Annotated in this window: 17 protein-coding genes; 7 read left to right on the top strand and 10 right to left on the bottom strand. The window is 73.1% G+C overall.

The genetic code is table 11. The features are described from left to right. Window positions 1-182: 182 nt before the first annotated feature. Together ADY01_RS12230 and ADY01_RS12235 are read left to right on the top strand one after the other, a co-directional pair. Window positions 183-1,463: a tetratricopeptide repeat protein gene (locus ADY01_RS12230; RefSeq protein WP_049570623.1), complete on the top strand. Its 1,281-nt coding sequence runs from the start codon at window positions 183-185 to the stop codon at window positions 1,461-1,463. Next, the gene (locus tag ADY01_RS12235; RefSeq protein ID WP_049570625.1) at window positions 1,460-3,709 is read left to right on the top strand and encodes a polysaccharide pyruvyl transferase family protein; all 2,250 of its coding nucleotides are present in this window, start codon (window positions 1,460-1,462) and stop codon (window positions 3,707-3,709) included. Before ADY01_RS12230 ends, ADY01_RS12235 begins: the two co-directional genes overlap by 4 nt. Here ADY01_RS12235 and ADY01_RS12240 read toward each other — a convergent pair. Next, the gene (locus ADY01_RS12240) at window positions 3,706-5,487 is read right to left on the bottom strand and encodes an amylo-alpha-1,6-glucosidase (protein WP_049570632.1); all 1,782 of its coding nucleotides are present in this window, start codon (window positions 5,485-5,487) and stop codon (window positions 3,706-3,708) included. The genes ADY01_RS12235 and ADY01_RS12240 overlap by 4 nt on opposite strands. A 189-nt stretch (window positions 5,488-5,676) precedes the next feature. Here ADY01_RS12240 and ADY01_RS12245 point away from each other — a divergent pair, with 189 nt between their 5' ends. The 5 genes from ADY01_RS12245 to ADY01_RS12265 all read left to right on the top strand — a co-directional run bounded on the left by ADY01_RS12245 (window position 5,677) and on the right by ADY01_RS12265 (window position 11,286). Continuing rightward, window positions 5,677-6,669, top strand: a complete 993-nt coding sequence (locus ADY01_RS12245) for a LacI family DNA-binding transcriptional regulator (protein ID WP_049570637.1) — start codon at window positions 5,677-5,679, stop codon at window positions 6,667-6,669. 87 nt (window positions 6,670-6,756) lie between these two features. Continuing rightward, window positions 6,757-8,055 (top strand): hypothetical protein, encoded by a 1,299-nt coding sequence (locus ADY01_RS12250; protein ID WP_159001169.1) that lies wholly within the window; start codon window positions 6,757-6,759, stop codon window positions 8,053-8,055. A gap of 75 nt (window positions 8,056-8,130) precedes the next feature. Next, the gene (locus ADY01_RS12255) at window positions 8,131-9,366 is read left to right on the top strand and encodes an extracellular solute-binding protein (protein WP_049570644.1); all 1,236 of its coding nucleotides are present in this window, start codon (window positions 8,131-8,133) and stop codon (window positions 9,364-9,366) included. After that, complete coding sequence (locus ADY01_RS12260; protein ID WP_199826219.1) at window positions 9,363-10,421, top strand: carbohydrate ABC transporter permease; 1,059 nt, start codon at window positions 9,363-9,365, stop codon at window positions 10,419-10,421. The genes ADY01_RS12255 and ADY01_RS12260 overlap by 4 nt, the downstream gene beginning before the upstream one ends. Then, complete coding sequence (locus ADY01_RS12265) at window positions 10,405-11,286, top strand: carbohydrate ABC transporter permease (RefSeq protein ID WP_049570647.1); 882 nt, start codon at window positions 10,405-10,407, stop codon at window positions 11,284-11,286. The genes ADY01_RS12260 and ADY01_RS12265 overlap by 17 nt, the downstream gene beginning before the upstream one ends. 1,818 nt (window positions 11,287-13,104) lie before the next feature. Here ADY01_RS12265 and ADY01_RS36945 read toward each other — a convergent pair. The 9 genes from ADY01_RS36945 to ADY01_RS12315 all read right to left on the bottom strand — a co-directional run bounded on the left by ADY01_RS36945 (window position 13,105) and on the right by ADY01_RS12315 (window position 25,666). Further along, window positions 13,105-14,148, bottom strand: a complete 1,044-nt coding sequence (locus ADY01_RS36945; protein ID WP_078900227.1) for a LacI family DNA-binding transcriptional regulator — start codon at window positions 14,146-14,148, stop codon at window positions 13,105-13,107. A 61-nt stretch (window positions 14,149-14,209) separates the two neighbouring features. Beyond that, the gene (locus ADY01_RS12280) at window positions 14,210-15,061 is read right to left on the bottom strand and encodes an ROK family protein (RefSeq protein WP_049570657.1); all 852 of its coding nucleotides are present in this window, start codon (window positions 15,059-15,061) and stop codon (window positions 14,210-14,212) included. After that, window positions 15,058-16,746 (bottom strand): class I mannose-6-phosphate isomerase, encoded by a 1,689-nt coding sequence (locus tag ADY01_RS12285; RefSeq protein ID WP_049570663.1) that lies wholly within the window; start codon window positions 16,744-16,746, stop codon window positions 15,058-15,060. Before ADY01_RS12285 ends, ADY01_RS12280 begins: the two co-directional genes overlap by 4 nt. Window positions 16,747-16,826: 80 nt before the next feature. After that, complete coding sequence (locus ADY01_RS12290; protein ID WP_049570666.1) at window positions 16,827-20,039, bottom strand: glycoside hydrolase family 38 C-terminal domain-containing protein; 3,213 nt, start codon at window positions 20,037-20,039, stop codon at window positions 16,827-16,829. Window positions 20,040-20,063: 24 nt separating this feature from the next. Continuing rightward, on the bottom strand, window positions 20,064-20,876 hold the full coding sequence (locus tag ADY01_RS12295) for a carbohydrate ABC transporter permease (RefSeq protein WP_049570668.1): 813 nt from the start codon (window positions 20,874-20,876) through the stop codon (window positions 20,064-20,066). A 10-nt stretch (window positions 20,877-20,886) separates the two neighbouring features. Continuing rightward, window positions 20,887-21,858 carry a carbohydrate ABC transporter permease gene (locus tag ADY01_RS12300; RefSeq protein ID WP_049570671.1) on the bottom strand — a complete coding sequence of 324 codons (972 nt, stop codon included), beginning with the start codon at window positions 21,856-21,858 and terminating at the stop codon, window positions 20,887-20,889. Next, the gene (locus ADY01_RS12305; protein ID WP_063784202.1) at window positions 21,855-23,099 is read right to left on the bottom strand and encodes an ABC transporter substrate-binding protein; all 1,245 of its coding nucleotides are present in this window, start codon (window positions 23,097-23,099) and stop codon (window positions 21,855-21,857) included. Before ADY01_RS12305 ends, ADY01_RS12300 begins: the two co-directional genes overlap by 4 nt. Before the next feature lie 1,070 nt (window positions 23,100-24,169). Next, window positions 24,170-25,138, bottom strand: coding sequence for a LysR family transcriptional regulator (locus ADY01_RS12310; RefSeq protein ID WP_049570674.1), 969 nt, complete (start codon window positions 25,136-25,138; stop codon window positions 24,170-24,172). A 33-nt stretch (window positions 25,139-25,171) separates the two neighbouring features. Beyond that, window positions 25,172-25,666: a 2,4'-dihydroxyacetophenone dioxygenase family protein gene (locus ADY01_RS12315; protein WP_049570676.1), complete on the bottom strand. Its 495-nt coding sequence runs from the start codon at window positions 25,664-25,666 to the stop codon at window positions 25,172-25,174. Window positions 25,667-25,706 lie beyond the last annotated feature (40 nt).

Below are 25,706 nucleotides of genomic sequence, written 5' to 3' on the forward strand. Positions count from 1 at the left end.
CAACGCGCCCGCCCCACGCGCCCCGCAGGTCTCACCGGCCCGAACAGGGGCGCCTGCCCAGCCGAAACCCGACCACCCGCCGCACGGATGACCGTTCATCCGCTATACATCTGGGAGTTGCGTACGGCCGGTGGCCGTGGGGCACAGTCGGCTCTTTCAGAGGAAACGGTGGAGCACTGAGCATGACGAAGACCTTGTCGGGACTGTTCGGGGCGAGGCGAAGAAACGCCGGGCGTCAGGAGGAACTGCTGGCGCGGGCCGTGCGGGCGGGCGCCGATTACCTGGCCTCCCTCGACGCCAAGCCGGACACCCGGCGCGTGCGGCTGGCCGCCGCCACCGGCGCCCTCACGACCGCCCGCCCCGCCGCGGCGCCCGAGACGTTCGACACCCTGCTCACCGCCGGCAACCGCGCCCTCGACGCCGGCGGCGCCGCCGAGTTGCGCCTCGCCCTCGCCCTGGCCGACACCGCCGTCGAGCTCCGCGGCCGCTCCAAGGGCGCCTGGAAGCTGCGCGGCCTGATCCTGGAGGCCCTGGGCCGCGACGACGAGGCCGTCGCCGCGTACGACCGGCACCTGGACCTGCGCCACTCCGGCACCGAGAGCCAGGACATCGTCCTGCGGCAGGACGTCCTCAAGGAGATCCGCGCCTGCCTGGAGGAGGCCGCCCGCCTCGTCCGCGCCGAGCCCGGTTCCCCGCTCGACCGCCCGCCCCACCAGGCGGCGCCCGAGGTCCGCACCGCCTTCGCCGACCACATCAAGGCGCGGCTGGCCCACCTCGACGCCACCGGCACCACCACCACGCCCGACCCCGAGACCCGGCGGCTGATCGGCCTCTACGCCACCTACCGCCGCCTCACGGCCGAGGGCCGGATGGGCGATCCCCTCCTCGGCGACGCCACGCCGCTCGGCGCCGCCGGCCTGCGGAGCCTGCTCACCGGGAGAACGGTCTGCCTCGTCGCGAACGGCGACGCCGTCGCCGCCAGCGCCCACGGTGAAGGGATCGACGCCTACGACGTGGTCATCCGCTGCGACTCCTACCGCATCGCCCCCCGCGGCACCGGCGAGCGCACCGACGTGCACGCCGTCACCCTCCGCGGCCCCACCCCCTGGGACGGGCCCCGCTGGACCCAGTCCGTCCAAACCCGCCTCGTCTTCGGCGACCCCGCCGACGCCTGGCGCCGCTCCCTGCGCCGCAGGCTCGCCCCCGGCGCCCAGAGCCGCGTCGGCGACGCCACGCTGCGCCGCCCGCTCCACGACCCCGCCCTGGTCGGCGACGGCGACTGGCCGCGCGGCGGCAGTACCGCGTTCACCGTGCTGCGCCTCCTGGACTTCCTGGACGTCACCCCCCGCATCGACCTGATCGGCCTCGGCCTGCCGGGACAGCTGCGCCCCGAGGAGCACGCGTGGGTCACCGCCCGCGCCCCGAAGCAGAACAGCACCGAGATGAGGATCGCGCTGCGATGATCCGTGCCGACGACGACAGACGAGCGGTGACCGGCAAGCGCCGGGTGGCCTTCGCCTGCTACGCCGACCAGGAGCGGCTGCCGGGACTGCTCGTGCTGCTGCGCAGCCTGGCCCTGTCCAACCCCGCGGTCTGCGAGGACTTCGTGGTCCTCCACCCCGGCCTGCCGGACGGAGCCCTCGAACCCGCCCGGCGCCTCCACCCCCGCATCGTCGCCCGCCGCGCCGAGACCGGCCGCCGCTTGGACGTGCTGCGCATCCGCGACTACGACACCGTCATCGCCCTGGACGCCGGAATGGCCGTCCTCGGCGATCTCGGGGACCTGCTCCGCATGCGCGACGGCGTCGGCGCCGTTCCCCAACTGCTCCCGGAGGACCCGGCGCAGGACCGGCGGGTCCTCCTCGACGACGGGCTCCTGGTCATCCAGACCGCCGCCCTGGACGAGGGGCTCACCGACCGCCTGGAGGGCGCTTCGCCCGACGGCGGCGCCCTCGGCGGCACCCTCGACAGCGCGCTCAAGGACGTCCTGGTCCGCGTCGACGCCCGCCACGACTTTCTCGCCCACCGGCTGTTCGACGACGCGCCCGTCCCCGAGGGCGTCGCCATCCTGCGGTTCACCGGGCAGGAGAACCGGCCCGGCTACGCCCCGGCCAACGAGGCGCGCGCCCGGTTCGACCTGGACGACGAGGCGTTCCGCACCGCCTACTGCGCCCTGCCGGGCGGCAAGCACCCCGAGCTGCTGCTGCACTGCGCCGAGCCGCTTCTCGCGACGCGCCCCCGCGTCGACCTGGCCCGCGCCGTCGCCGAGATCCACCGCCAGCAGGGGCGTTACGCCGAGGCCGTCGACGCCCTCGCGCCCGTCGCGGGCCGCGACGTGGACCGGCCGCGCTGCCACCAGACCCTGGGCATCTCGCTGATGGCGCTCTCCCGTTACGAGGAGGCCGAGCGGCACCTGCTGCTCGCCACCGCCGCGGCCGACATCGCCGCGCGGAACTTCGGCCAGCTCGCCAGGCTCGCCTGGCTGCGCGGCGACGAGAGCGCCGCCCACGAGTACGCGCGCCAGGGACTCGACGCCGACCCCACCGACGGCACCTGCCGCTCCTGGCACGCCAGGACGCTGCCCGCCACCCTCAAGCGCGAGCGGGCCGACGCCGCCGCCGCGCCCGCCGCCGAACAGTACGCGCACGTCGCCCTGTTCGCCGACGGCAACGAGAACGCGGGCGACAAGGTGCTCCCGGAGAACGTGCGGTTGTGCCTGGACACCGACACCGGGCCGCGCCGCTGGCTGCCGATCCACGTCCACCGCCTCTTCGACGACCGTGCGCTGGAGCAGGTCAACGCCAGGCGCGGCCTGGTCATCGGCGGCGGGGGTCTCTTCCTCCCGGACACCGCGCCCAACGGCAACAGCACCTGGCAGTGGAACGTCGCCAACACCACCCTCGCCCGCGTCGACGTGCCCGTCGCCGTCTTCGCCGTCGGTTACAACATCTTCGACGGCCAGGTCTACCGGCGGGCCCGTTTCGCCGAGTCGCTGCGCGCCCTGGTGCGGAAGTCCGCGTTCTTCGGCCTGCGCAACCGCGGTTCCGTGGAACGCGTCAGGGAGCTGCTCCCCGCGGAGCTGCGCGACCGCGTGCTGTACCAGCCGTGCCCCACCACCGTCCACCGGCGGCTGGCCCCCGGCTGGACCGACCCGGAGCGGCGCGACGACACGGTCCTGGTCAACTGCGCCTACGACCGCGCCGGTCTGCGCTTCGGCCACGACTACGGCCACTTCCTCGCCCAGATGGCCGCCGCCGTCCGCGCCGTGGGCCGGCACGCAGAGGTCGCTTACGCGGCCCATATGCCGACCGACGAGAAGTTCGTCGACGACCTGCGCCGCGAGCACGGGATCACCCTCCCCGTGAAGCCGCTGTACGACGCGACCAACGACGAGCTGCGCGACATCTACCGGCGCACCCGGCTCGTCATCGGCATGCGCGGCCACGCGGGCATGATCCCCTTCGGCTGCGGCACGCCCGTCATCAGCCTGGTCTCCCACCCCAAGCTGGCGTACTTCCTCGCCGACATCGAACGGCCCGAGTGGGGCGTCTCGGTGCACGACAAGGACCTCGGCGCCCGCCTCGCCGAGCGGGCCACGGGCATGCTCACCGACCACGCCGCCGCGGTGGCCGACGTCCACGACCGGCAGCGGGCCCTGTGGCAGGTCACCCAGGAGAACATCGCCGAGCTGCGGAAGATCTTCGGCTAGCGATCTCCCGCGCCCGCCGGGCCCGCGGCCTCCCTGGCCGCGGCCTGGCGGGCCAGGATCAGATAGCAGGCGGCGGTCCAGGTGTAGGCGCGGTCCCGCAGGCCCCGGCCGGTGAGCGCGTCGAAGTTCTCGGCGAATCCGGAGCGTTCGCACAGCCGCCGGAACCGGAGGCTGACCAGGTCGGCGAGTCCGGTGGCGCCGCAGCGGCGCAGGCCGTCCTCGATGAGCACGGTCGGCGGGCCCCAGACCGGGCCGCGCCAGTAGCCGTCGGCCTCGTAGGCGGGCGAGCCGGGGAGTTCGGTGGCGAGCCCGAACGGGGTCAGGTGCGCCTGGACGGCGTCGGCGAGTCCGGCGGAGATCTCGGGGGCGAACCGGTCGCCGATCACCAGGGCGATCAGCGGCAGCAGGCTGGCGTGGGGATGGGAGAGCCCGTCCGTGGCGCCGACCGCGAGGAACCGCTCGCCGTCCCACAGCTCCTCGACCAGCGCCCCCAGCAGCTCGTCGCCCGACGCCCGCCAGGCCGCCGCCGCCCGGGGGTCGCCGAGCTCGGCCGCCAGGTCGGCCAGGGTGCCGAGCTGGCAGACCAGGAGGGCCGCGAGGTCGGGCGACTCGACCAGCTCCTGGCGCGCGAAGACCGTGGAGTTGTCCCAGCCGCTGTCGTTGCCGTGCTCGTAGTGCGGGAGCCGGTGCCCCGGCGCCCGCCGGTGCGTCAGCCAGAACTCCGTCAGCCGGGCGAGGCGTTGGTAGGCGGCCCGGAGCTCCTCGCGGGAGAGGCCGGGCAGCAGCTCCCGCAGCCGCGCGAAGGCCCAGCCGTGGACGGGGGGCTTGACGAACGCGTACGAGACCGCCGAGTGGCCGACGAGGTCGGGAAGCGCGCCGGACTCGTCCTGGTGGTCGAAGACCATGTGGAACTGGTCGAGGGCCGCCCCGGGAAGCCCGGGGGCGAGGGCGAGGGCGTTGAAGCAGTGGTCCCAGCTCCACACCCGGTCCATCCAGTGCTTGGACATGAGGACCGACTCGCGCGTCACGAAACCGCCCTGACGGACCGTGGCCGACCACAGCACGTAGGCGGCCAGCTCCGCGCCGCCCGGCGCCTCGCCGCGCCACGGCGCGAGGGCGTCCGCGTAGGCGCGGAACTCCTCGGCGACGCGCCGCTCGACCGGGTCGAAGGCCGCGCCGGACCGGAACGGCGCCCGTGCCGTCCCGAACTCCTCGATCGCCAGCTCCCACTCGCCGTCGCCGTCGCCGTCGCCGTCGCCGTCGCCGTCGCCGTCGCCGTCGCCGTCGCCGCCGCTCGCGAGCAGGGTGACCCTGCCGTCCGCCGCCGGCTCCTCGGCGGTCAGCCGGCCGCCGAGGACCGTCACCCGGTACCGGCGCCCGGTCTCGGTGGACGCGAAGACGGGCGCGCCGTCCACCGGGCCGGTGAACGCGTGGGCGCCCCGGAAGTCCGCGGTGGGCGAGGCGTCGGTCAGCCGCAGGCCGAGGCCCTCGCCGCGGATCCGCAGCGTGTCGGGGGTCTCGAAGAGCAGCCGGATGCGGCCGGGGCCGTGGGACCACCGGAGGTGGGACGGCGTGGCCCGGACGCCGGCCGCCACCGGGCGGCCGTCCGCGCCGCACGGCACCAGCGAGAGGACCGGGTGCATGCCGCCCTGGTGCGAGACCAGGTGGAGGTCCTCGGCCGTCGTGTGCGGCGCGATGACGGGCGAGACGTTCAGCCAGGACCCCCGGGTGCTGAACGGGATCTCGCCGATGGCGAATTGGAGCTCACGGGACGGCATGGCGCGGATCTCCTCGAACGGTCGCGGCGGGGCGAGCGGGTGGGTAGCGTCCGGCAGGGTGTCGCTGCGAGGCTCATGTACTGGCCAGAACCTACCCGCTTTTCGGCCGCTCTGGCGACGGGTCCGTGACACATCATGCTGGATACTTGCAGACTACAGTCACACACAGGTGCGCACGGCAGGGGAGTCATGGCGAAAATCGGGATCGGCGACGTCGCGAAGGCCGCGGGAGTCAGCGAGGCGACGGTCAGCCGGGTGATCAACAACCGGGGCGTGGTCGCCCCCGACACCCGCCGGGTGGTCGAGGAGGCCATGCGGTCGGTCGGGTACTCCCGGGCCTCGCCGGGCAATCTCGTGCTGCTCATCACGCCGGGGCTCACGGATCCGTTCTTCGCCCGGCTCGCCGACCGGCTGTCCGCGGCGCTCGGCCGGCAGGGGTACCGGCCCGTGGTGGCGTCGGCTCCGGTCGGGGGGACGCAGGAGCTCGACTACGTGGCGGCGATGGCGGACGCGGGGATGGTCGCCACGGTCTTCGTCTCCGCCAACAACACGCTGGTGGACGCCGATCCCGCGGTGTACCGGCTGCTGGAGCAGCGGCGCATCCCCTTCATCTGCATCGACGGGCCGGTGGCCGGCGTGAGCGCGCCCACGCTGTCGACCGACGACCTGCTCGCCGCCGAGCTGGCGGTGGACCACCTGTGGGGGCTGGGGCACCGGCGCCTGGGCATCATCGCGGGGCCGATCGGCAACCGGCCGAGCGACCTGCGCGTCCAGGGCTTCCTGGCGGCCGTCGAGGCGCGCGGCGGCAGCGGGGACGACGCGGTCGTGGTGCGCAACGAGTACAGCGTGGAGGGTGGCAACTCCGCGGCGGGGAAGCTCATCGGGGCCGAGGTCACCGGCATCGTGGCCGCCAGCGACGAGATGGCGTTCGGCGCGATCCGCGCCCGCCGCCGCGGCGGCCTCCGGGTCCCGCGCGACATCTCGGTGGTCGGCTACGACGACGCCTTCCCGCTGGAGTTCCTCGACCCGCCGCTCACCACCGTCCGCCAGCCGATCGAGCGGCTCGCGCAGGCCGTGGTGCCGGTCCTCACCCGGCTGGTGCAGGGCAGGCCGGTGGACACGGGGGAGTTGCTGTTCGACCCGGAGCTGATCGTGAGGGGCTCGACGGCACCCCGGCCATGACGCGTCGATGACGGCCTGGATGACGGGCTTCATGACGGATCTCTGCAAGTTCTTGTTCGATACACATCTTTGTGTTTTCATGCCGCCATGACAGCGGAGCAGGTGGGGAACCCCGGTGGCGAGCGTGTGCTGCCGGGCTTCCGGACGTCGGAGCCGGACCTGGAGTCCGGCTACACGTGGGCCGTTCGGCGCGCGTTGCGCTGGGTGCGCCACGGGGACGGGATCGTCCCCTCGTACTGGGCGGGGCTCACGGACCGCCCGATGTTCTACTCGCGCGACGTGGCGCACCAGGCGCTGGGCGCGCATCTGCTGGGCCTGGACCGCGAGAACCTCGCCATGCTGCGGCACTTCGCCGCCTCGGCCACCGAGGCCAGGCGCTTCTACCCGCTGTGGGCCTTCCACTTCGACGGCCGCCCGGCGGAGATCGACTACCACTCCGACGACGACTTCGTCCGCGAGACGCCGGCGCCGTTCGAACTGGTCGAGAAGTGCCTGGAGTCGCACCGCTGGACCGGCGACGACCGCTACCTGACCGAGCCGGTCCTGACGGAGTTCTACCGCGCCGTCGTGACCGACTTCGTGCGTCTGCACGACGTCCTGGGCACCGGCGTCGCCGGGGAGATGGGCACGGGCGACATCTTCGCCGGCAGCCCCACCTACAACGAGGGGTCGCGCGCTCCCGGGCTCCAGGTCGCGGGCGACGGCATCGCCAGCCAGTGGGCCGCCATGGCGGCGGTGCGCGACGGCCTGCCCGGCACGGCGCTCGCCGAGCACGCGGCGGCGGAGGCGGACCGGCTCAAGCGGCACTTCGAGGCCGCGTGGTGGAGCGAGGAGCACCGGCGGTACGTGACCGGCATGGCGCGGGGCGGCCCGGTGACCGCGTTCGCCTACGAGCCGTCCTGGTTCCCCGCGGTGAAGGGCCTGGCCGAGCCGGGGCCCCGGGCGGATGCCCATCTGGACTTCGTGTCGCGGGGGCTGGAGAGCGCGCCCCCGCCCAACATCGAGGCGTTCACCTATCTGCCCGAGGCGTTCCTGCGCTACGGGCGCGACGCCGAGGCGCTGCGCTGGATCCGCCACCTGATCGCGTCCCGCGCGGCCTATCCCGAGGTCTCGTTCACCCTGGTGGCACACCTGCTCACCGGGCTGACGGGGCTGCATGTCGCCGCCGACGGGGCCCTGACCACCCGGAGCCACCTGACCGGCGGCTGGGTGGAGGCCACCGGCGTCCCCGTCCGGGACCTCCGCGTGAGCGTCCGGCACGACGGCGACCGTTCGAGCACCCTGCGCGTCGCCGGGCCGCGCCCCCTGCGCTGGATCGCCGAGGTCGGCGGCCGGCGCGTCGAGCAGGTCGTCCTCCCCGGGACCGAGGCCCGCGCCACCGCCTAGACCGCGGGGCTCCGCACCGCCGCTCCGCCGCATCGCCGCACCGCCGCATCGCCATCGAGAGTCGAGGAAGATCCGATGAAGAGAATCCTGCCCGCAGCAGCCCTGGGCGTCACGGCGACGCTCGTCCTCTCCGCCTGTGGCGGATCGACCGAGGGGGCCGACGGCAGCACCACCATCTCGTTCGCCTACTGGGGCAGCAACGCCGAGTCGGACACGCTCAAGGCGATGGTCGCCGCGTTCGAGGACGAGCACCCCGACATCGACGTCGAGCCCAACTGGATCCAGAGCGACTACGAGCAGAAGCTCCAGGTCTCGATCGCGGGCGGGCAGGCCCCGACGGTCGCCGAGATATCGCACACCTCGCTGGCCGGCTTCGCCAACGCCTTCCAGGAGGTCGACGTCGACCCGGACGCGTACTACGCGGAGAACGTCCCCGACAGCATGGAGGTGGACGGCGAGCACCGGGCCGTGCCCTTCGTCGTCAAGACCAAGGTGATGGGCGTCAACGGCAACGTGTTCGAGACGGCGGGCGTGCCGGTGCCCTCGCCCGACACCCCCCTGTCCACCGAGGAGTTCGCCGACCTCGCCCGCCAGGTCACCTCGGGCGAGCCGCCGGAGAAGGTGTACGGCTCGGCGCCGGTCTGGTTCTGGGGCTGGCTGACCGCGGAGGGCGGCGCCGTCTTCAACGAGGACGGCACCGAGTGCACCCTCGACAGCGACATCGCCGTCCGGACGGTGGAGTACGTCATCGACGCGCAGGCACCCGACGGCTTCGCCCCGACCCCGCTGGAGGCCGAGGGACAGGACCTGTTCGACTGGCTGAGCATCGGACGGCTCGCGATGCAGCCGGACTTCGGCCCCTGGGACATAGCCAAGCTGGTCGCCGTGGACGACCCGATGCTCGACCTCGTCCCGGTGCCCGGCCTCGGCGCGCCCATGGAGATCGACGGGCTCGGGATCTCCCGCGACGCCACGCCCGAGGAGACGGCCGCCGCCGAGGAGTTCGTCGCGTTCATGAGCACCTCGCCCGAGGCCCAGGACCTCCTGACCACCGCCGAGTCCTCGCTGGGCGTCCCCGTGGTCGAGGACTCGATCGACTCCTTCCTCGACGCCGCTCCCGACCGGAACCTCCAGGCGTTCGTCGACGCGGTCGACCAGTCCCGGGTCATGCCGTCGGTCGCCGAGGAACCCCAGATCCGCACCGACTTCCAGAACGACCTCACCTCCCGGACGGCGGTGGGCTCCGGCGACGAGGACCCCGCCGAGGTGCTGCCCGAGCTCAACGAAGCCTGCCAGGCGTCCCTGCGGTGAACGAGGTCGTCACCACCCTGGAGGAACTGCTCGGCCGCCTGGGCATGGCGCCCGACGCGCAGCCGCTCGGCGCCTTCCTCATCCTGCTCGCGGGCGTGTACGCGCTCTTCCTCGCCCCGCTGTGGCTCGCGGTCCGCCGCGGCCGGGTGGGCCGGACCACCGCCGCCTTCTGGGTGTTCGTCTCGCCCTGGGTGTTCGGGTTCCTCCTGTTCACCGCCGGGCCCATGGCCTACTCGCTGGTGCTGTCGTTCTTCGACTGGGACCTCATCGACCCGCCCTCGTTCGTCGGCTTCGACAACTACACGGAGGCGGCGTCCGATCCGCAGGTCGGCAAGGCCGTGCAGGTCACGCTCACCTACGCGGCGCTGAGCGTGCCGCTCCAGGTCGTCCTGTCGCTGGCGGTGGCGCTGCTGATGAACGTCAAGGTCCGCGGCATCCACGTGTTCCGCACCATCTGGTACCTGCCGAGCCTGGTCACCGGCGTCGCGCAGATCGTGCTCTTCCTGTGGGTGTTCAACCCCAACTACGGCCTGCTGAACGGCGTGCTCGACCTGGCCGGCGTCGAGGGCCCGGCCTGGTTCGCCGATCCCGACTGGGCGCTGCCCGCGGTCGTGATCATGAGCCTGTGGACGGTGGGCGGCAACATGGTGATCTACCTCGCCGGTCTCCAGGACGTGCCGACCGAGCTCTACGAGGCGGCCCACCTCGACGGGGCCGGGGCGCTGCGCCGATTCTGGAGCATCACCCTGCCCCAGATCAGCCCGGTGATCTTCTTCAACGTCATCACCGGCCTCATCGGCGCGATGCAGACCTTCACCCAGGGCTATGTGGTGGCGCAGGCCGGCGGCGGCCCGTCCGACTCGCTCCTCTTCTTCGTCCTCTACCTCTACCAGAACGCCTTCCAGTACTTCCGGATGGGCTACGCCTCCGCGCTGGCCTGGATCCTGCTCCTGATGATCCTGCTGCTGACGGCCCTCATCTTCCGGGGCAGCGCCTTCTGGGTCTACTACGAGAGCGCCCGCCCGAAGGAGGCCCGCCTTGCCCGCTCGAAGTGACACCGCGCGTCACACCGCGCCGCGCTCGGGCGGCGGGCCGCTCGCGCCCTCGCGGCTGCGGCGGACGGGCTCGCTGATCGCCCTGGTGGTCGGCTCGTTCGTCTTCGCCTACCCGTTCCTGTGGATGATCGCCACCTCCCTGCGCACCCGGCAGGGCGTGGCCGAGGCGGGCGTGTCCCTGTGGCCCGTCCAGTGGCACGTCCAGAACTACGCCGACGGGCTCTCGGCGTTCCCCTTCTGGCAGTACCTCGGCAACTCGCTGCTCACCACGGTCCCGCCGGTCGTCTTCACGGTGCTGTCGTCCTCGCTGGTCGGGTTCGCCTTCGCACGCATACCGGCGCGCGGCGCGGGCGTCGTCTTCGCCGTCGTCCTGGCGACGATGCTGCTGCCCGGGGAGGTCACCCTCGTCCCGCAGTTCATCCTGTTCAGGGAGCTGGACATGATGGACAGCCTCTACCCGCTGATCCTGCCCAGCCTGTTCGGGTCGCCGTTCTTCATCTTCCTCTTCCGGCAGTTCTACCTGCGGCTGCCCGAGTCGCTCACCGACGCCGCCATCGTCGACGGCGCCGGCTGGTTCCGGATCTGGTGGGCGGTCTACCTGCCGCTGTCGAAGCCGATCATCGTGGCGGCGGCGGTGCTCCAGTTCATGGCCTCGTGGAACAACTTCCTCACGCCGTCGATCTACCTCACCTCCGACCGCTGGAAGACGCTGCCGCTCGCGCTGGCCGGGTTCACCTCGACCAACAGCACGGACACCTCGCTCCTCATGGCCACATCCATCGTCGTGGTACTCCCCTGCATCGCGATCTTCTTCGCGGCGCAGCGGCACATCATCGGCGGCATCTCGTTCACGGGGGCGAAATGACCTCGACGGAGATCACGGCGCCCTGGGCGCCCGGCACGGCCCGTTCCACCCGGCTGGTGCCGGTGGACCTGCCCGACGCGACCGCCGGGATCCGGGTGGCGCAGGGCGCCGACGACCACACCCACCGCGCCGAGGCGCAGGTGGACGCCCGCGGCGTGCTGACGGTCACGGTGCGCCGCTCGGCCGCCGGGCCCGCGCGCCTCCTGGTCGCCCTGCCCGCCGGGGACGCCGTCATCCTCTGGCGGCCCGGCAGCGCCCAGGAACACGTCCAACTGCCCCCGGCATGGGCGTCCGCCCGCGAGGTGGGCCCGTTCAGCGGCGCCTGCCTGGGCAGCCTCGTGGGGCGCGGGGACCGCGCCATCCTGACCTTCGGGGCGAGCGCCGGCGACCGGCCGGTGCGCGTGCGCGCGGGCATGGTCGAGGAGAACGCGGACTTCATGCTGGACCTCGACTGCGAGCTGGACGGCGAGGCGGACGGCGAGGCGGACGGTGAGGCGCTGACCGTCCATCTCGACCTGTCGGGCGCCGGCTTCGTGACGAGCGTGGCCGACGTGGCCCGGCGGCTCCGCCTGGCGCGGCCCCCGGTCGCGCCCGCCAACGAGGCACCGGTGCTGTGCACGTGGTACTCGTTCCACCAGGACCTGGACGCCGGGGAACTGGACCGGGAGCTGGAGATCGCCGGCGGTCTCGGCTTCGGCACGCTGATCGTCGACGACGGCTGGCAGACGCCCGACGCCCAGCGCGGCTACGGCTCGTGCGGCGACTGGCGCGTCGAGCCCGCCAAGGTGCCCGACGCCGCGGCCCTGGTCGACCGGGCCAGGTCGCTGGGACTGCGGACGATGTGGTGGATCGGCACGCCGTTCCTCGGCCACCGGTCCGCCACCTACCGCGAGGAGGGGCTGCCGACGCTCGGCGACGAGCCGGGGATGGAGACCGCCGTCCTCGACCCGCGCTCCCCGAGGGCCCGCCGGCACCTCGTCGAACGTGTCACCGAGCTGATGCGCACCTCCGGCGCCGACGGGCTCAAGCTCGACTTCCTGGAACGGTTCGCGGCCGGCGGGACGCCCCCGCCCGCCGACGCCGACCTGGCGGACCCGACGGCCGGCGGCCTCGCGCTGCTGGCCGAGCTGGCGCGGGACATCGAGACGGTACGCCCGGACGCCATGCTGGAGTTCCGCGAGCCCTACGTCTCGCCCGCCACCATCCGCACCGCGACGATGTTCCGCGTCGCCGACTGCCCGCTGAGCCCGGCGCAGAACCGCCGGGGCATCGTCTCCATGCGCGTGGCCACCTCCGGGGTGGCCGTGCACAGCGACCCCATCATGTGGTCGCCCGCCGACAGCCCGGAGCGGATCGCCCACCAGCTGCTCGCCGCGCTGTTCGGCGTGCCGCAGGTGTCGGTGCGGCTCGCCGGGCAGGCCCGGAGCACCGTCGAGGTGCTGGCGCACTGGCTGACGTTCTGGCGGGCTCACTCCCGCGTCCTGCTCCACGGGGAGCTGGATGTCACCGGTGTCGCCGAGGGCTTCACCACCGTCCAGGCGACCGGGGGCCGCACCGTCATCACCGCCCGCTACGCCGACGCCGTCCTGCCCGTGCCGGGCGGCGGCTGGGCCGAGTGGCACCTGGCCAACGGCGGCGAGGACGGCGTGACGGTACGCGACGACGCGGGCGGCTCGTTCGACGTCGAGCTCCACGACTGCCGCGGCCGGACGGCCGGACGGCTGGAGGACGTTCGCCTGACGCTGGTGACCCTCCCGGTGCCGGCGGGTGGGCGTGCTCTGGTCCGGCGGCACGGGGACCGGGCGGGACGCCCCGTTCTCAGGGGCAGGGCTCGGGCGCGGGGCGTGGGGTGCCGTACTGGACCGCGCGGGTCGGCAGCACCGTGCGCCGCGCCGGGGCCCCGCCGCCCGGCGCGCTCCGCATGCGGTCCACCAGCAGGCGCCCCGCCTCCCGGCCCAGTTCGTCGCTGTCGTACGCCTGGATGATCAGCGGCAGGCCGAGCGCGTCGGCCAGTTCGAAGTCGTCGAACCCGGCCAGCGCCGTGTCCCCGCCCGCGGCGGTCACCGCGCGGAACGCCCCGATGGTGTTGCGGTTGTTGGAGCAGAACAGCGCGGTCGGCGGGTCGGGAAGCGCCAGCAGCTCGCCCGCCGCCCGCGCCGCCTGCTCGATGTCCTGCTGCCCCTGCCGCACATACCGCTCGTCGTCCGGCAGCCCCGCCGCGCGCAGCGCCGCCCGGTGGCCGCGCAGCCGCTCCGTCGAGGTGTAGACGGCGGCCGGGGGGCCGAGGAAGCCGATGCGCCGGTGGCCCAGGGCCAGCAGCCGGTCGGTGGCGTTCCGCGCGCCGCCGAAGTCGTCCACCAGCACGTGGTCAGCCTCGAATCCGGCCGGCGGCCTGCTCGCGCACACCACCGGCACGCCCTGCGCCACCGCGGCGGCCAGATGCCGCTGGTCGCCGCCGGCCGGCACCGCGATGATGCCGTCCACGCGGCGGCCCACCAGGTCCGCGACCAGCTCCCGTTCGCTGTCCAGGTCCTGCCGGGTGTTCCCGATCACGGTCTTCAGCCCGTGCGGCGCCACCACGCTGTCCACGCCGAGCGCGAGCCGCGAGTAGAACGGGTTGGCCAGGTTGGTGACGACCAGGCCGACCAGGCCGCTGCCGTGGCCCAGACGCAGGCTGCGGGCCATCGCGTTGGGCCGGTACCCGAGCTCCGCGACGGCGGCCAGCACCCGCTCCCGGGTGCCGGGCAGCACCCGCGGATCGTCGCGCAGGACCCGGGTGACGGTCATCGCGCTGACCGCGGCGCGCTTGGCGACATCCCGCAGGGTCGGCCGTTCGGCCTTGGACCCGGGCGCGTGGGGCATGGTGGACGGCTGTCCCTTCTCGGCTCGCGGCGTGGACCCGTGCGGCGCGGACGCCGGGCGGTCAGGGACCCGCCGCGGCGCGGGCCGCGCCGATCAACGGCGCGTCGCCGCCCAGACTCCCCACCGCCGGGCGGACCCCCGCCGAACCGATCCCGGCCCGCAGCGCCGGTCCGACGATATCCCAGGAGGCGGCCATCGAGCCGCCGACCACGAGTCCGCCCGCGCCGAAGGCGACGAGGCACGGCCGCAGCGCGCTCCCCAGCGCCGCGAACGTCGCCTCCAGCACCGCCCGCGCCCGCGCTTCCCCGGCCCTGGCCCGCGCCGCGATCTCCCGCACATCCGCCGCCGGATCGCCGTACCGGGCGCGGATCGCCCGCCGCGAGACCGAGTCCTCCAACGGGCGCCCGCCCAGCCGCAGCAGGTCCACCCGCCCCTCCGGCGGCACGCCGGGGCCCTCACGGCACGGCCGCCCCTCCACGAGGAACGCCGAACCGACGCCCGTGCCCAGCGTGATGCCCACGCACCGCCGCTGCCCCCGGGCCGCGCCCGCGGACCACTCGCCCGCCGCGAAGGCGTGCGCGTCGTTGAGGAAGACGACCCCCGACGGCCGCCCCCGCAGCCCGCCGAGGAGCGCCTCCCGCACGTCCACGCCGTACAGGCCGTCGAACTTGCCGACCCCCCGGAACAGCGCGACGCCCGCCGCGTAGTCGAACGGGCCCGGCACCGCGACGCCCCACACCGCGCCCTCGGGCGCGGGCAGTTCCCCGGCGCAGCGCAGCACCGCGCCCAGGATCGCGTCGGCCGCGCCCCGGGCGTCGAGTGGCTCCCGGCGGCGGTCGGTCACCACCGCCGACGCCGGGTCCACGAGGGCGGCCGTCACATGCGTGCCGCCGATGTCGAGCACGGGAATCACCGGACGAGCGCCTTGACCACCATGACCGGCCCGTCCGCGGGCAGCAGCCGGTAGCGGCCCGCCGCCGCGGGCACGGTCAGCGTCTCGGCCGTCGCCAGCTCGTGCCGGTCGCCCGCCTCTGTCTCCACCGTCACACCCGCTCCCTCCACGACGTTCAGCACGTGGAAGCGCCCGGCCGTGTCGCCGTCGGCCGCCGCGCTCCCGTCGAGAACGTACCGGCGCACCTCGTAGAACATCTCCGGCAGCGCGCCGAGGACCTCCTCGTGCCAGCCTGCCCCGCCGCGCAGCCACCGGGGCCGCGGCACCAGGTCCCGGGCGACCGCGTCGCCGCGCCGCGCGGTGTCCAGGTTCGCCAGGCCGTGCTCGTACGGCAGCGGCCTGGGGCGGCCGTCCGCGTCGAGGCGCAGCCAGTCGTAGAAGCGGAGGCTGTACAGGTATGGCGTGGCGCTGATCTCCAGCACCACGTTCCCCGCGCCGCTGGCGTGCGGGGTGCCGGCGGGGATCATGTACAGCTGCCCGCGCTCGGCGGGGAACGTCCTGACGTGGTCCTCGGGGCGCATCGGCACTCCCTCGGAGGCCGCCTTCTCGATCTCCGTGCGGAACGAGTCGACGTCCGCGTCCTGGCGCAGCCCGAGGAACACCCCGCCGCCCTCGCCCGCCAGCGTCACGTAGTACGTCTCGTGCTGCGTGTAGGGCCAGCCGAACCGCTCCCGCATGTACCGCTCCCGGGGGTGGCAGTGCACCGACAGGTTGCCGCCGCCGGCCGTGTCCAGGTAGTCGAACCTGATGGGGAACGAGGTGCCGAACGCGGCCCGTACCTCGGGGCCCATCACCTCGTCCGGGTGCAGGACGCACATCAGCTGGAACGGCACCTCGGCCTGCCGCCCCGGCCCCTCGCCGATCAGGATCCCGGCCTCGGGGGCGATCAGCTCGTAGCCGAGGGCCGTGTTGCGCGCCCCCGGGTTGAAGCCCAGCTCCCGCTGCGCCCAGTGGCCGCCCCAGGGAGTGGAGTTGAAGAACGGCCTGGTGCGCACCGGGCGGCGGGCCAGCAGTGCCAGGGTCGCGCGGAGCCCCGCGCCGTCCAGCAGCGCCGGGCGCCCGAGGTCCTGCACGTCGAGCCAGCCGTCGAGGCGCCCCGCCAGCGCGTCGCGGTGCCGGTCCAGCATCGGCCAGTCCACGTAGAACAGCCGCCGCAGGTCGGCCCGTTCGCCCGGCAGGCCCAGGTTCTCGCCGGTCCCGGCGACCACGGCGGCCTCGGCGTGGCGCTTGGGCTCGTCGGCGTACCAGAGCACGTCGTGCTCCACCAGCGCGGCGCCGGGGCCGACGACCAGCAGCGGCCCGCCGCCGGGGGCCTCGGCCCCCGGCGGCGCGTCGAACAGGTCGCCCAGACCGTTCCGGGCGAGCGGGTAGTAGTAGGGGTCCGCCTCGTCCCCGGCGGCCACCGTGCGGCGTCTGACCTCGGCCGGGTCCGCGTAGTGCTCGCGCACGTCGAGGACCCGCGCCTCGGTTCCCAGGGCCGCCAGCTCGCGCGTCAGGCGGCCGGCCACGTCGCGCCAGTCGACGGACGGCGGTCCGTCCACCGCCACCACCACGGGCCGCCGGGGCAGCCGCGCGGCGACGGCGGGCCAGCCTGTGGTCAGGACGGCCCCCGGTGCCGGGGCGTAGCGCGGATCGAGCCGGTACACACGTTCTCCTTGGTGTCGTTCGGTTCCCGGGTCCGCGGGATCGCGCGGACCCGGGGCCTGCCGTTCGCCGGGGTGCGGGCTCACGGCCGGTCGAGCAGGACGGCGGTCGTGCCCAACGCGGGGATGGGCACGGTCACTTCGCCGTCCGCCAGCGGCAGTGCGCCGCTCGGGGTGCCGAGGTAGTCGGCCTGGTGGGCGGCGGTGACCGGGAACCGCGCCCGCACGCGGCAGGCGACGGGCTCCTCGGCGAACGACTGGAGCCGCAGCAGCACCGACCCCCCTCCGGGCGGCGTGGTGGCGCCCACCAGCCTGACCCTCGGGTCGCCCACCTCGGCGAACGCCAGTGTGTCGGCCGCCTCCGCCGCTCCCGCCGTCCCGGCCTCCCCGGCCTCGCCCCGGGCCCGCACCGCGTGCAGCGGGTGGCTGAACGCGGCTGCCGTGCGCGGCCCGAGCCCCGCCGCCGCCTCGCCCGAGGCGCAGGCCAGGCTGTAGCGGAACGGGAAGTCGAAGCCCTGCCGGCTCGGGAAGTTGGTGTCCCACAGGTTGTTGTGGATCCACGAGAACACCGTCGCCGGCTCGTCCTCCTCCAGCGTGGCGGGGAACGGCGCGTACGGCAGCGCGATATTGCCGAACTGCACCAGCGGCGCGTCCTGCGTGGACCACGCCACCGCGAAGCCGTCCTCCTCCAGCGTCACCCAGCGCCGCACCGCGCGCATGTGCCGGGCCGACCCCGGCACCACGTCCAGGCCGCTGCCGGTGACGCCCCCCGACGCCTCCATCCGCACCCGCGGCGCCTCGAAGGCGAACGGGAAGGCGAAGTAGGCGCTCTCCTTCCCCAGCGTGGCGTCCTTGTCGACGCGGTTCTCGATGTCCAGACGCGCCACGCCGTGCGGCAGCGTCAGCGTGGTGCGCACCCGCCGCGCGCCCGCCGGGCTCGTCTCGTACACCAGGATCTCGGCGACGGGCGTGGAGCGGCGGTCGATCAGCGCCGCGGGCGGGGCCGCGGCCCGCGCGCCCAGGTGCTCCAGGCGGTCGGAGGCCGTGGTGCGGCTGGAGTTGTGGTTGAACCCGCCCGCCGTCGTGTAACTGTCGTGCAGGTAGCCGTTGAAGCCGACCACGGCCCCGGACCGCACCAGCTCCCGGCCCGTCGCCCGGTCGGTGACCGAGGCGACGCACGCCCGCGCCAGGTCGACGCGCACCGTCAGATGCTCGTTCTCCAGCACCGTCGCGTCCGGCCGCGCCAGCGCCCGCGCCGCGGTCTCGGCCGGGTCCTCCCGGTCGGTGCCGCCCGTCGGGTTCCACCCCGTCGCGGACTTGACCACCGCGCCGTCCCCGCCGCCGTCCTCCGCACCCGCGACCGGCACCACGTCGAGCCGCACCGAGCCCGCCGCCGGAACGCCCGGCACCCGCAGCAGCAGGAACCGGCCCGCGTCGCGGTGCGTGTCGTTCACCTGCGGCCGTTCCTCGTGCGCGATCGCCTCCCCGGTGCGGGCGTCGCGCACCTCCACCGCCCGGTCGAGCGGCACGCTCGACTCCGGCAGGAAGATCCGCGCCACCTCGGTGCGCGGCCACGAACAGGTGTTGACCACGTGGAACGCCGCGGCGGCCCCGGCGGGCCGCCCGAGTCGCTGGCCCAGCCGCGCGGTGGCGCGGTTCAGCAGCGACTGCCCGTCGTCGTGACCCCGCCGCGCCTGCCCGTACTTCCAGTGCCACTGGTCCTCGCCCGAGTGCCCGTGGTCGTGCCCGTGCGTCCAGGGGTCACCCGCGCCCCAGGTGTGCTCGTCGAACAGGGACACCGCCTCGTACACCCCGGCCGCGTCCCGCGAGTCGTCCGCCGCGCCCTCGGCGCCGAGGATCCCGGCGAACGTGCCGATGGTCTGCGCGTCCGCCACCACGCCCTGCGCGGTGCGCGCCAGGGACAGCGGCATCGCGCCCGAACCGACGCCGTCCACCCACCAGTCGGTCCAGTCGCCCTCGAACGTCTGGATCCTCCCCGCCAGGCGCTCCTCCGCGTCGGCGAAGAAGTCCTCGTTGCGCGACAGCCGCAGCCGCGGGTACGCCCAGGTCTCGTTCCAGCGGCGCACGGTCTCCGCGATGACGCGGCGCGGCGGCGCGTTGTCCCCGAACTTGCCCTGCACCCGCAGGTGCAGCACGTCCCACGGGTAGGGCTCCCGCTCGATCGTCTCCCGGTCCATCGACCAGCCGAAGATCCCGCCCTCGTAGGGGTACGGGTTGCTGGCCAGCGAGGTCAGATAGGCGGGCAGCAGGTCGTCCACGCGGGCGTAGTCCGTGTCGAACCCGAGCAGCGGCCCCTCCATGTACGCCAGGCCGTGCGGGGTGTCGGTCATCCACACCAGCACGCTCCTGCCGCTGGGCGCCCGCCACCGGAACAGCCGCGGCAGCTTCTCGCCGCCCACCAGGTGCGGCACCGAGCGCCCCGCCCAGTTGTGCGCCACCGACAGGTACTTCACGCCCGCCGTCGCCAACGCGTCGACCAGGCCCACCACATGACCGGGCACATCCGTCTGCATGGCGGAGGTGAACGAGACGCCGAACCGCTCGGCGACCTCACGCGCGGGCCGCATGAGCTCATGCAGTTCATCGGTGGAGCAGGTCTCGCTGTGCAGGTTGAACGGCATCGCCGTCAGCTCGATCCGGCCCTCCCGCACGCGGCGCACGAACTCCGCCACCTGCTCGGCCGGGCGCGCGTCCGCCCACTGCCGGAAGGACCACAGCGACTCCACGCACCACCGGAACCGCGAGTCCTCCGACCACGAGTCCGTCGCCCCCGTCAGCTCCAGGCAGGAGTCGAGGAACGACAGGTGCTCGGCCAGCACCCGGCCCTGCGGGTCGGTGTAGCCGATGTCCAGGTGCGAGTGGTGCACCAGGTGGATCGTCCACTGCCGCTGCGGGGTGAGCGTCACCTCGACGCCCTCCGCGCCGTCGCCCCCGCCGCCGTCCCGGAGGCCGACGGTGACGCGCTCGTTCGTCTCCACGGCGGGCACGAGCAGCCGCACCGAGCCGTCGGGGCCCGGCAGTTCCTCGGCGCCCAGCGGCGTCCCCGAGGAGGTGCGCACGGACAGCGCGCCCGGCAGCGGCAGGTCACCGGCCGGGCCCACGCGCAACGACTGGAGCAGCCCGCCGTCCGCCGCGCGGCGCAACAGCGGCTCCACCGTCAGCCGCACCGGCACCCCCCCGAGGGAGCCCTCGGCGGAGACCACGGAGTCCCGCAGGCTGTCGCGTATCCGGTCGTTGTCCCAGGCGGTCGTGCGGACCAGGGCACGGGTGGTCATAAGAGATCTCCGAAGATTGAGACATCAGCGTGCGGTAGCGGTGATTCCGCGAAGGAAAAGCCCGCGGAACACCAGAAAGACGATCAGAGTGGGCATCGAAACGATCAACGCCCCGGCGAGGATCACCGGAGGACCGGACGAGCTGTAGGCGTTGTTCAACGAGGTCAGCGCGGCCATCACCGGCTGCACCTCCGGGCTGCGGCTGAGCGTGATGCCGAACAGCAGGTCGTTCCAGACCGCCGTGAACTGGAAGATGAACGCCGCGCCGAGCCCCGAGCGCAGCAGCGGCACATGAATCCGCCAGAAGATGCGCCGGAACGACGCCCCGTCCAGCATCGCCGCCTCCGTCACCTCGGGCGGCATGGTCGTCATCTGGTTGCGGATCAGGAAGAAGGCGAACGGCACGGCCCAGGCGGCGTAGATCAGCATCAGCCCCAGCCGCGTGTCATACAGATTGGCGTCCGCGTACAGGCCGAACAGCGGCGCCAGGAACATCTGCAACGGGAAGATGGTGCCCGAGTAGATGACCCAGAACCACGCCCCGGGCTTCGGCAGCGGCAGCACCACCACGGCGAACGAGGCCATCGCCGCGACCACCACCGCCGCCGCCCCGCACACCGCCGCGTAGAACAGCGAGTTCAGGAAGCTGTCCCCGATCGCCGCCTCGTCCCAGGCGGTCCTGACGTTGTCCAGCAGGGCGAAGTCCCGCGGCAGCCAGTCCGGCTCACCGGTATAACCCCCCGCCGGGGTCAGCGCGTTGACGATCAGCAGATACAGCGGCACCAGCCACAGCAGCACGCAGCCGGCGACGAAGAGATTGCGCATCGAGCGTCCCATGGTGATCTCCTCAGTCCCGGGCCGCGTTCGGCATCTGACGGCGGAGATACAGCCACGAGGAGGCCACCACGATCACCGAGAGCACCAGCGCGATCGCCGAGCCGTACCCCACGTGGAAGAGGCGGAACGTCTCCCGGTACATCGTCAGCGCCAGCGTCTCCGAGGACCGCGAAGGGCCGCCCTTGGTCAGGATCCAGATCAGGTCGAACGCCTTGAGGCTGTTCACGATGGCCATCCCGACCACCACGACCGTCACCGCCCGCAGCTGCGGCAGCGTGATCCAGCGGAACATCCGCCACCCCGAGGCGCCGTCCAGCTCCGCCGCCTCCACCGTCTCCCGCGGGATCGCCCGCAGCCCGATGGCGAACAGCACCACGTTGAGCCCGGTGCCCTGCCACGTCGACGCCACGATCATCGCCACCGTGTTGTGCGGCCACTCCAGCAGCCACGCGTGCGTCAGCCCGTCCAGACCCACCGCGCGCAGCGCCTGGTTGACCGCGCCGTCGCTGGTCAGCATGAAGTTCCACAGCACCGCCGTCGCCGCGCCCGAGATCGCGTACGGCAGCACGATCACCAGCTGCGCCACCCCGCCGAGCCGCAGCCGGTGGGTCGCCACCGCGAGCAGCAGCCCGAGCAGCACCGGCAGCAGCAGCGTCCCCGCCACCCACATCAGGGTGTTGAGGATCGACCGCGAGAAGATCGGGTCGTCCGCCAGCCGCGCGTAGTTGTCGAGCCCCACATAGTGGCTGGTGAAGCCGTTGTCCTCGAAAAGGCTTCCGTAGACGCTCCGGAAGAAGGGGTAGACCAGCAGCACCCCGACCAGCGCCAGCGCGGGCAGCACCCAGGTCACCCCGGCCAGCGGACCGCCCAGCGCCCGGTTGCGCCCGGAACCACGCGCCGCCTGATGGGGCTTCCGGACCGGAATCCTGCGCCGGGCGTTCGCGCCCCGCGCCCTGCCCGCGGTGGTGAGAGTGTCACTCATGAGCGCTCGGCCTCTCTCCACACCTGCCACGCGTCCTCCGCGCGCCCCTGCATGGTCCGCAGCACCGACCGGTACGAGGACGGGTCGAGCAGGAAGCCGGCCAGGTCGTCGACCGTGGCCTCCACCAACTCGGGCGGCCCCAACTCCCAGAAGCGGTTGAGCATCCGCAGCCGTTCGTCCCGCACCGTATGGGTGATGCCCTCGATCATCGGATTGGCCGGACCCACCAGCGGATTGGGCGAGCCGTCCTGGAGCGTCCCGGAGAACGCCGCGCTCACCTCCGGGTGCAGCCAGGTCCCGGTCGCCCGCAGCGCCTCGTCCCGGTCGGGACCCTTGACCGTGCAGACCAGCGCGCTGGACTCGAAGATCATGCAGGGCTCGGCCGAGGGATCCGCCATCGGCAGCACGAACGCGTCCACGTCCCCGCCGGGCTCACCGCCCGCCGCCACGAAGTTGGGCGTCATGAAGGTGCCGCCCGGCATCATGCCCAGCGTGCCGTGCACCACGCCCGCCGCCGCGTCCACGTGGTTCATGTCCATCGCCGTGAACCAGCCCCGGTCGGCGAAGTCCGCGATGGTCGCCATCGCGTGCTCGGCCCGCGGATCGGTATAGCTCTCGCGCCCATTCATCAGACCGTCGTAGAAGCCGGGATCCTGGCGGCTGAGCACCTCCATGAACCAGATGAACGCCGGCCACCGCCCGTCCGCCGTCGCGTGCAGCGGAGTGATCCCCGCGCCGTGCAGACGCTCGCAGACGCCGAGGAACTCCTCCCAGGTGCGCGGCGCCGCGACCCCGTTCTCGGCGAAGACCTCGGTGTTGTAGAAGAACACCCAGTAGGTGAGGTTCATCGGCAGGCCGTAGACCTCGCCGCGGTAGGTGAACGCGTCGCGCAGCGTCGGATCCACCCAGCCCTGCGCCTCCGCCTCGTCCCACCGCTCGGTCAGCACCTCGATGCCGCCGGTGCGGGCGAGATCCTGGAGGCGGTACCCGGACCAGTACTTGAGCAGGTCGGGCGTCTTGTTGGTACGCAGCGACGACTTGACGATCTGCTCGAACGACTCCAGGGACGGAATCACCTCGGGCACCAACTCCAGGCCGGAGACCGCCTTCATCTCCGCCCCGGCGGCGGCCAGTGGCTCCGCCCAGCTGGTGTTGTCGCCGTGGATGGCGACCTTTCCGGCGGGCTGTCCCGCGGCGGAACCGCAGGCGGTGGCGAACGAGGCAACCGCCGCCGCCAGCACGGCTCTCCGGCTCGGCGACGAGGAGAACGGCGAGCGTGGCGCGTGTGGCGAGAGCGGTGGGGGAGGAGAGGGGGACGGCGGCGGAGGCAGGGCAGAACGGCTACCTGGCATGGCGGCTCCCTGTGGCAGGTACGCGTGTTATCGTTAACACGTGCCGTGCAGCCTCCATGTGTCCTTGGGTGTCTGTCAAGAGGTGGGACAGAGGGAATGTCCTGGGGGATGTATCCCGTGATAGGGCGATGTGGGGGGTGGCCGTTGTGGCTGGGGTTGTGGGTGGGGCGGCTTCTACGCCTGGTCTAGGTGGCCGGTGCTTTGCCGGGTGTCCGTTTCGTGCGAATGCACGAGGAAGGCACCTACGGGGGGAGGGTTCGTGGGTGTTCGCCGTCCCGGTGACCGGTCGGCTTGTGGGGTGGATGAGGTGGGTGTCCGGACGGGCGCAGCGGATGCGGGTGTTGGAGGGCCGGTCTGTTCGCTGTGGCTGGGGTGGCGCGCACCCTTCGGGCCTGCTCTGGCCGCACGTATTCGTCGTCGTCCGCGCGCCGCCCGGGCTTATGTAGCGGGCCGGTGGGTTCGTTGCCCTATCGGGCATCGGAGGGCGGGGACTGTTTTCAAACGGCGCACGGTTTGTTTTCAACACTCTGTTTAAAACGAAGTGTTTCGCGTTTCAGAACAGTCCCCACCTCCAGATGCCCGAAGGGGCAGACGACCGCGCACCGCCACCACGGCCCGGTTGGGCAACGACCCCCACCGGCCCCGGGGATGACCAACAAGGGCGCACAGAGGCGGCAGCAGCTGCGCGCCACCCCAGCCACAGCAAGCAGACCGACCCCCAACGGCCGTCATCCGCTGCGCCCGTTCGGACACCCACCTCATCCATCCACAAGCCGGCCGGTCACCGGGACGGCGAACACCCACGAACCCTCCCCCCGTAGGTGCCTCTTTTCGTGCATCCGCACGAAACCCGACACCCGGCCAAGCGCCGGCCACCTAAGCCAGACGTCGAAGCCGCCCCACCCCCAAACCACCCACCACCCGCACCGCACGCCCCTAGAGGAACGCCCGACGGCGGGTCAGCTGAATGGTGCGGTGGCGTCGTCGTTCCCGGCCAGGGGGAGGCGGGGGGCCGGGAGTGCGGCGATCACGTCGCGCACCAGCGCGACCACGGCCGACTCGGCGCGGTCGGCGCGCCACCAGACGGCGACGTGGCGCTGGATGTGGCTCTCGGCGATGGGGACCAGCTCGATCCCCGCGCAGTTGGCGGTCATCATGGCCAGCGCGTTGGTCACCCCGACCCCCAGGCCCGCGCGGACCAGGGAGGCGAGGGTCTGCGGCTGGTTGGTCTGGAAGGCGATGGTCGGGCGGATGCCCGCCTCGGCGAAGACGAGGTTCGTCTCGAACTGGCGCGGGGTGTCCTCGGTCGGCTCCCCGATGGTCACCAGGGGGAACGAGGCCACCCGTTTGAGCGGCACGGGTCCGTTCGCGGTGAGCGGGTGCCCGGCCGGGACGACGACCACCAGCGGCTCGCTCCACAGCCAGCGGTTCATCAGCCGGTCGTCGCGCACCAGCGGCAGCACCGGGCGCAGGGCGAGGTCGATGTCGCCCCCGGTCAGCAGGGACTCCAGGGACAGGGTCGGCCCCTCGAACAGGGTGGTGCGCACGGACGGCGCGGCCTGCTGGAGGCGCCGGACGAGGGTGGGGTAGAGGAACGCGGCGGCGCTGGGGTAGAGGCCGACGCGCACCTCGCCGCGCACCACCCCGTTCGCGCCGTCCGCGACATCGGAGAACACGTCGAGGCGGGAGAGGATCTCCTCGGCGTGCGGGAGCAGCGCGCGGCCCTCGGGGGTGAGCGCCACCGGCTGGACCGAGCGGTCGAAGAGCTTGGCGCCCAGGACGTGTTCCAGCTCGCCGATGTGGCTGGAGACGCGTGGCTGGGAGCGGTAGAGCGCCTTGGCCGCCGCGGAGAACCCCCCCTCGTGGGCGACCGCGACGAAGCTGGCGATCCAGTCGAGTCGGTAGCTGTAGGCACTGGAGAGATCCACGTCGACCTCCTGGCCCGGCGCTGCCCCGCGGCCTCAGCGAATGAACTGAGTCACGTAGTCACGGCCGAGACCCACACGCTCGTAGTGTGCGCGGCAGAGGTCGATCTTGGTGAACGTGTCCTCGTACCCGGTCTGCCTGCCGTCCTCGTCGACATAGACCATCGCGCCCGAAATATTAAACAGTGTGATCATATAGTCGCAGTCCTCGGGGACCGCAAGGGTGTGGATCTCACCGGGTGGCTCGTAGACGAAATGCCCCTTCTCCGCCACCCACTCGTGCTCGTAGTAGTGCCAGCGTCCCTCGATGACGTACCCGAAGACGGCGCCGGGATGCCGATGACGGGAAACGATCCCGGACGCGGTGACCTTGAGCAGGTTGCACCACTGTCCGGTCACGGTGTTGAACATCAGCGGCCGGAACCAGACATTGGGCGCCTGTGGCACCCACACCCGGTCGTCCTCCGGCCGCACGGCGACGGCGATCTCCTCCGGATAGTCGGCGGAGACCGGGATCATGGCGTTGTCCATCTGCGCTCCCTCTCGGGTCGGGGCCCTCTCGGGCCGGGGG

Origin of the sequence: Streptomyces sp. SBT349, from assembly GCF_001083795.1 — a bacterium.
Taxonomy (GTDB): Bacteria; Actinomycetota; Actinomycetes; order Streptomycetales; family Streptomycetaceae; genus Streptomyces.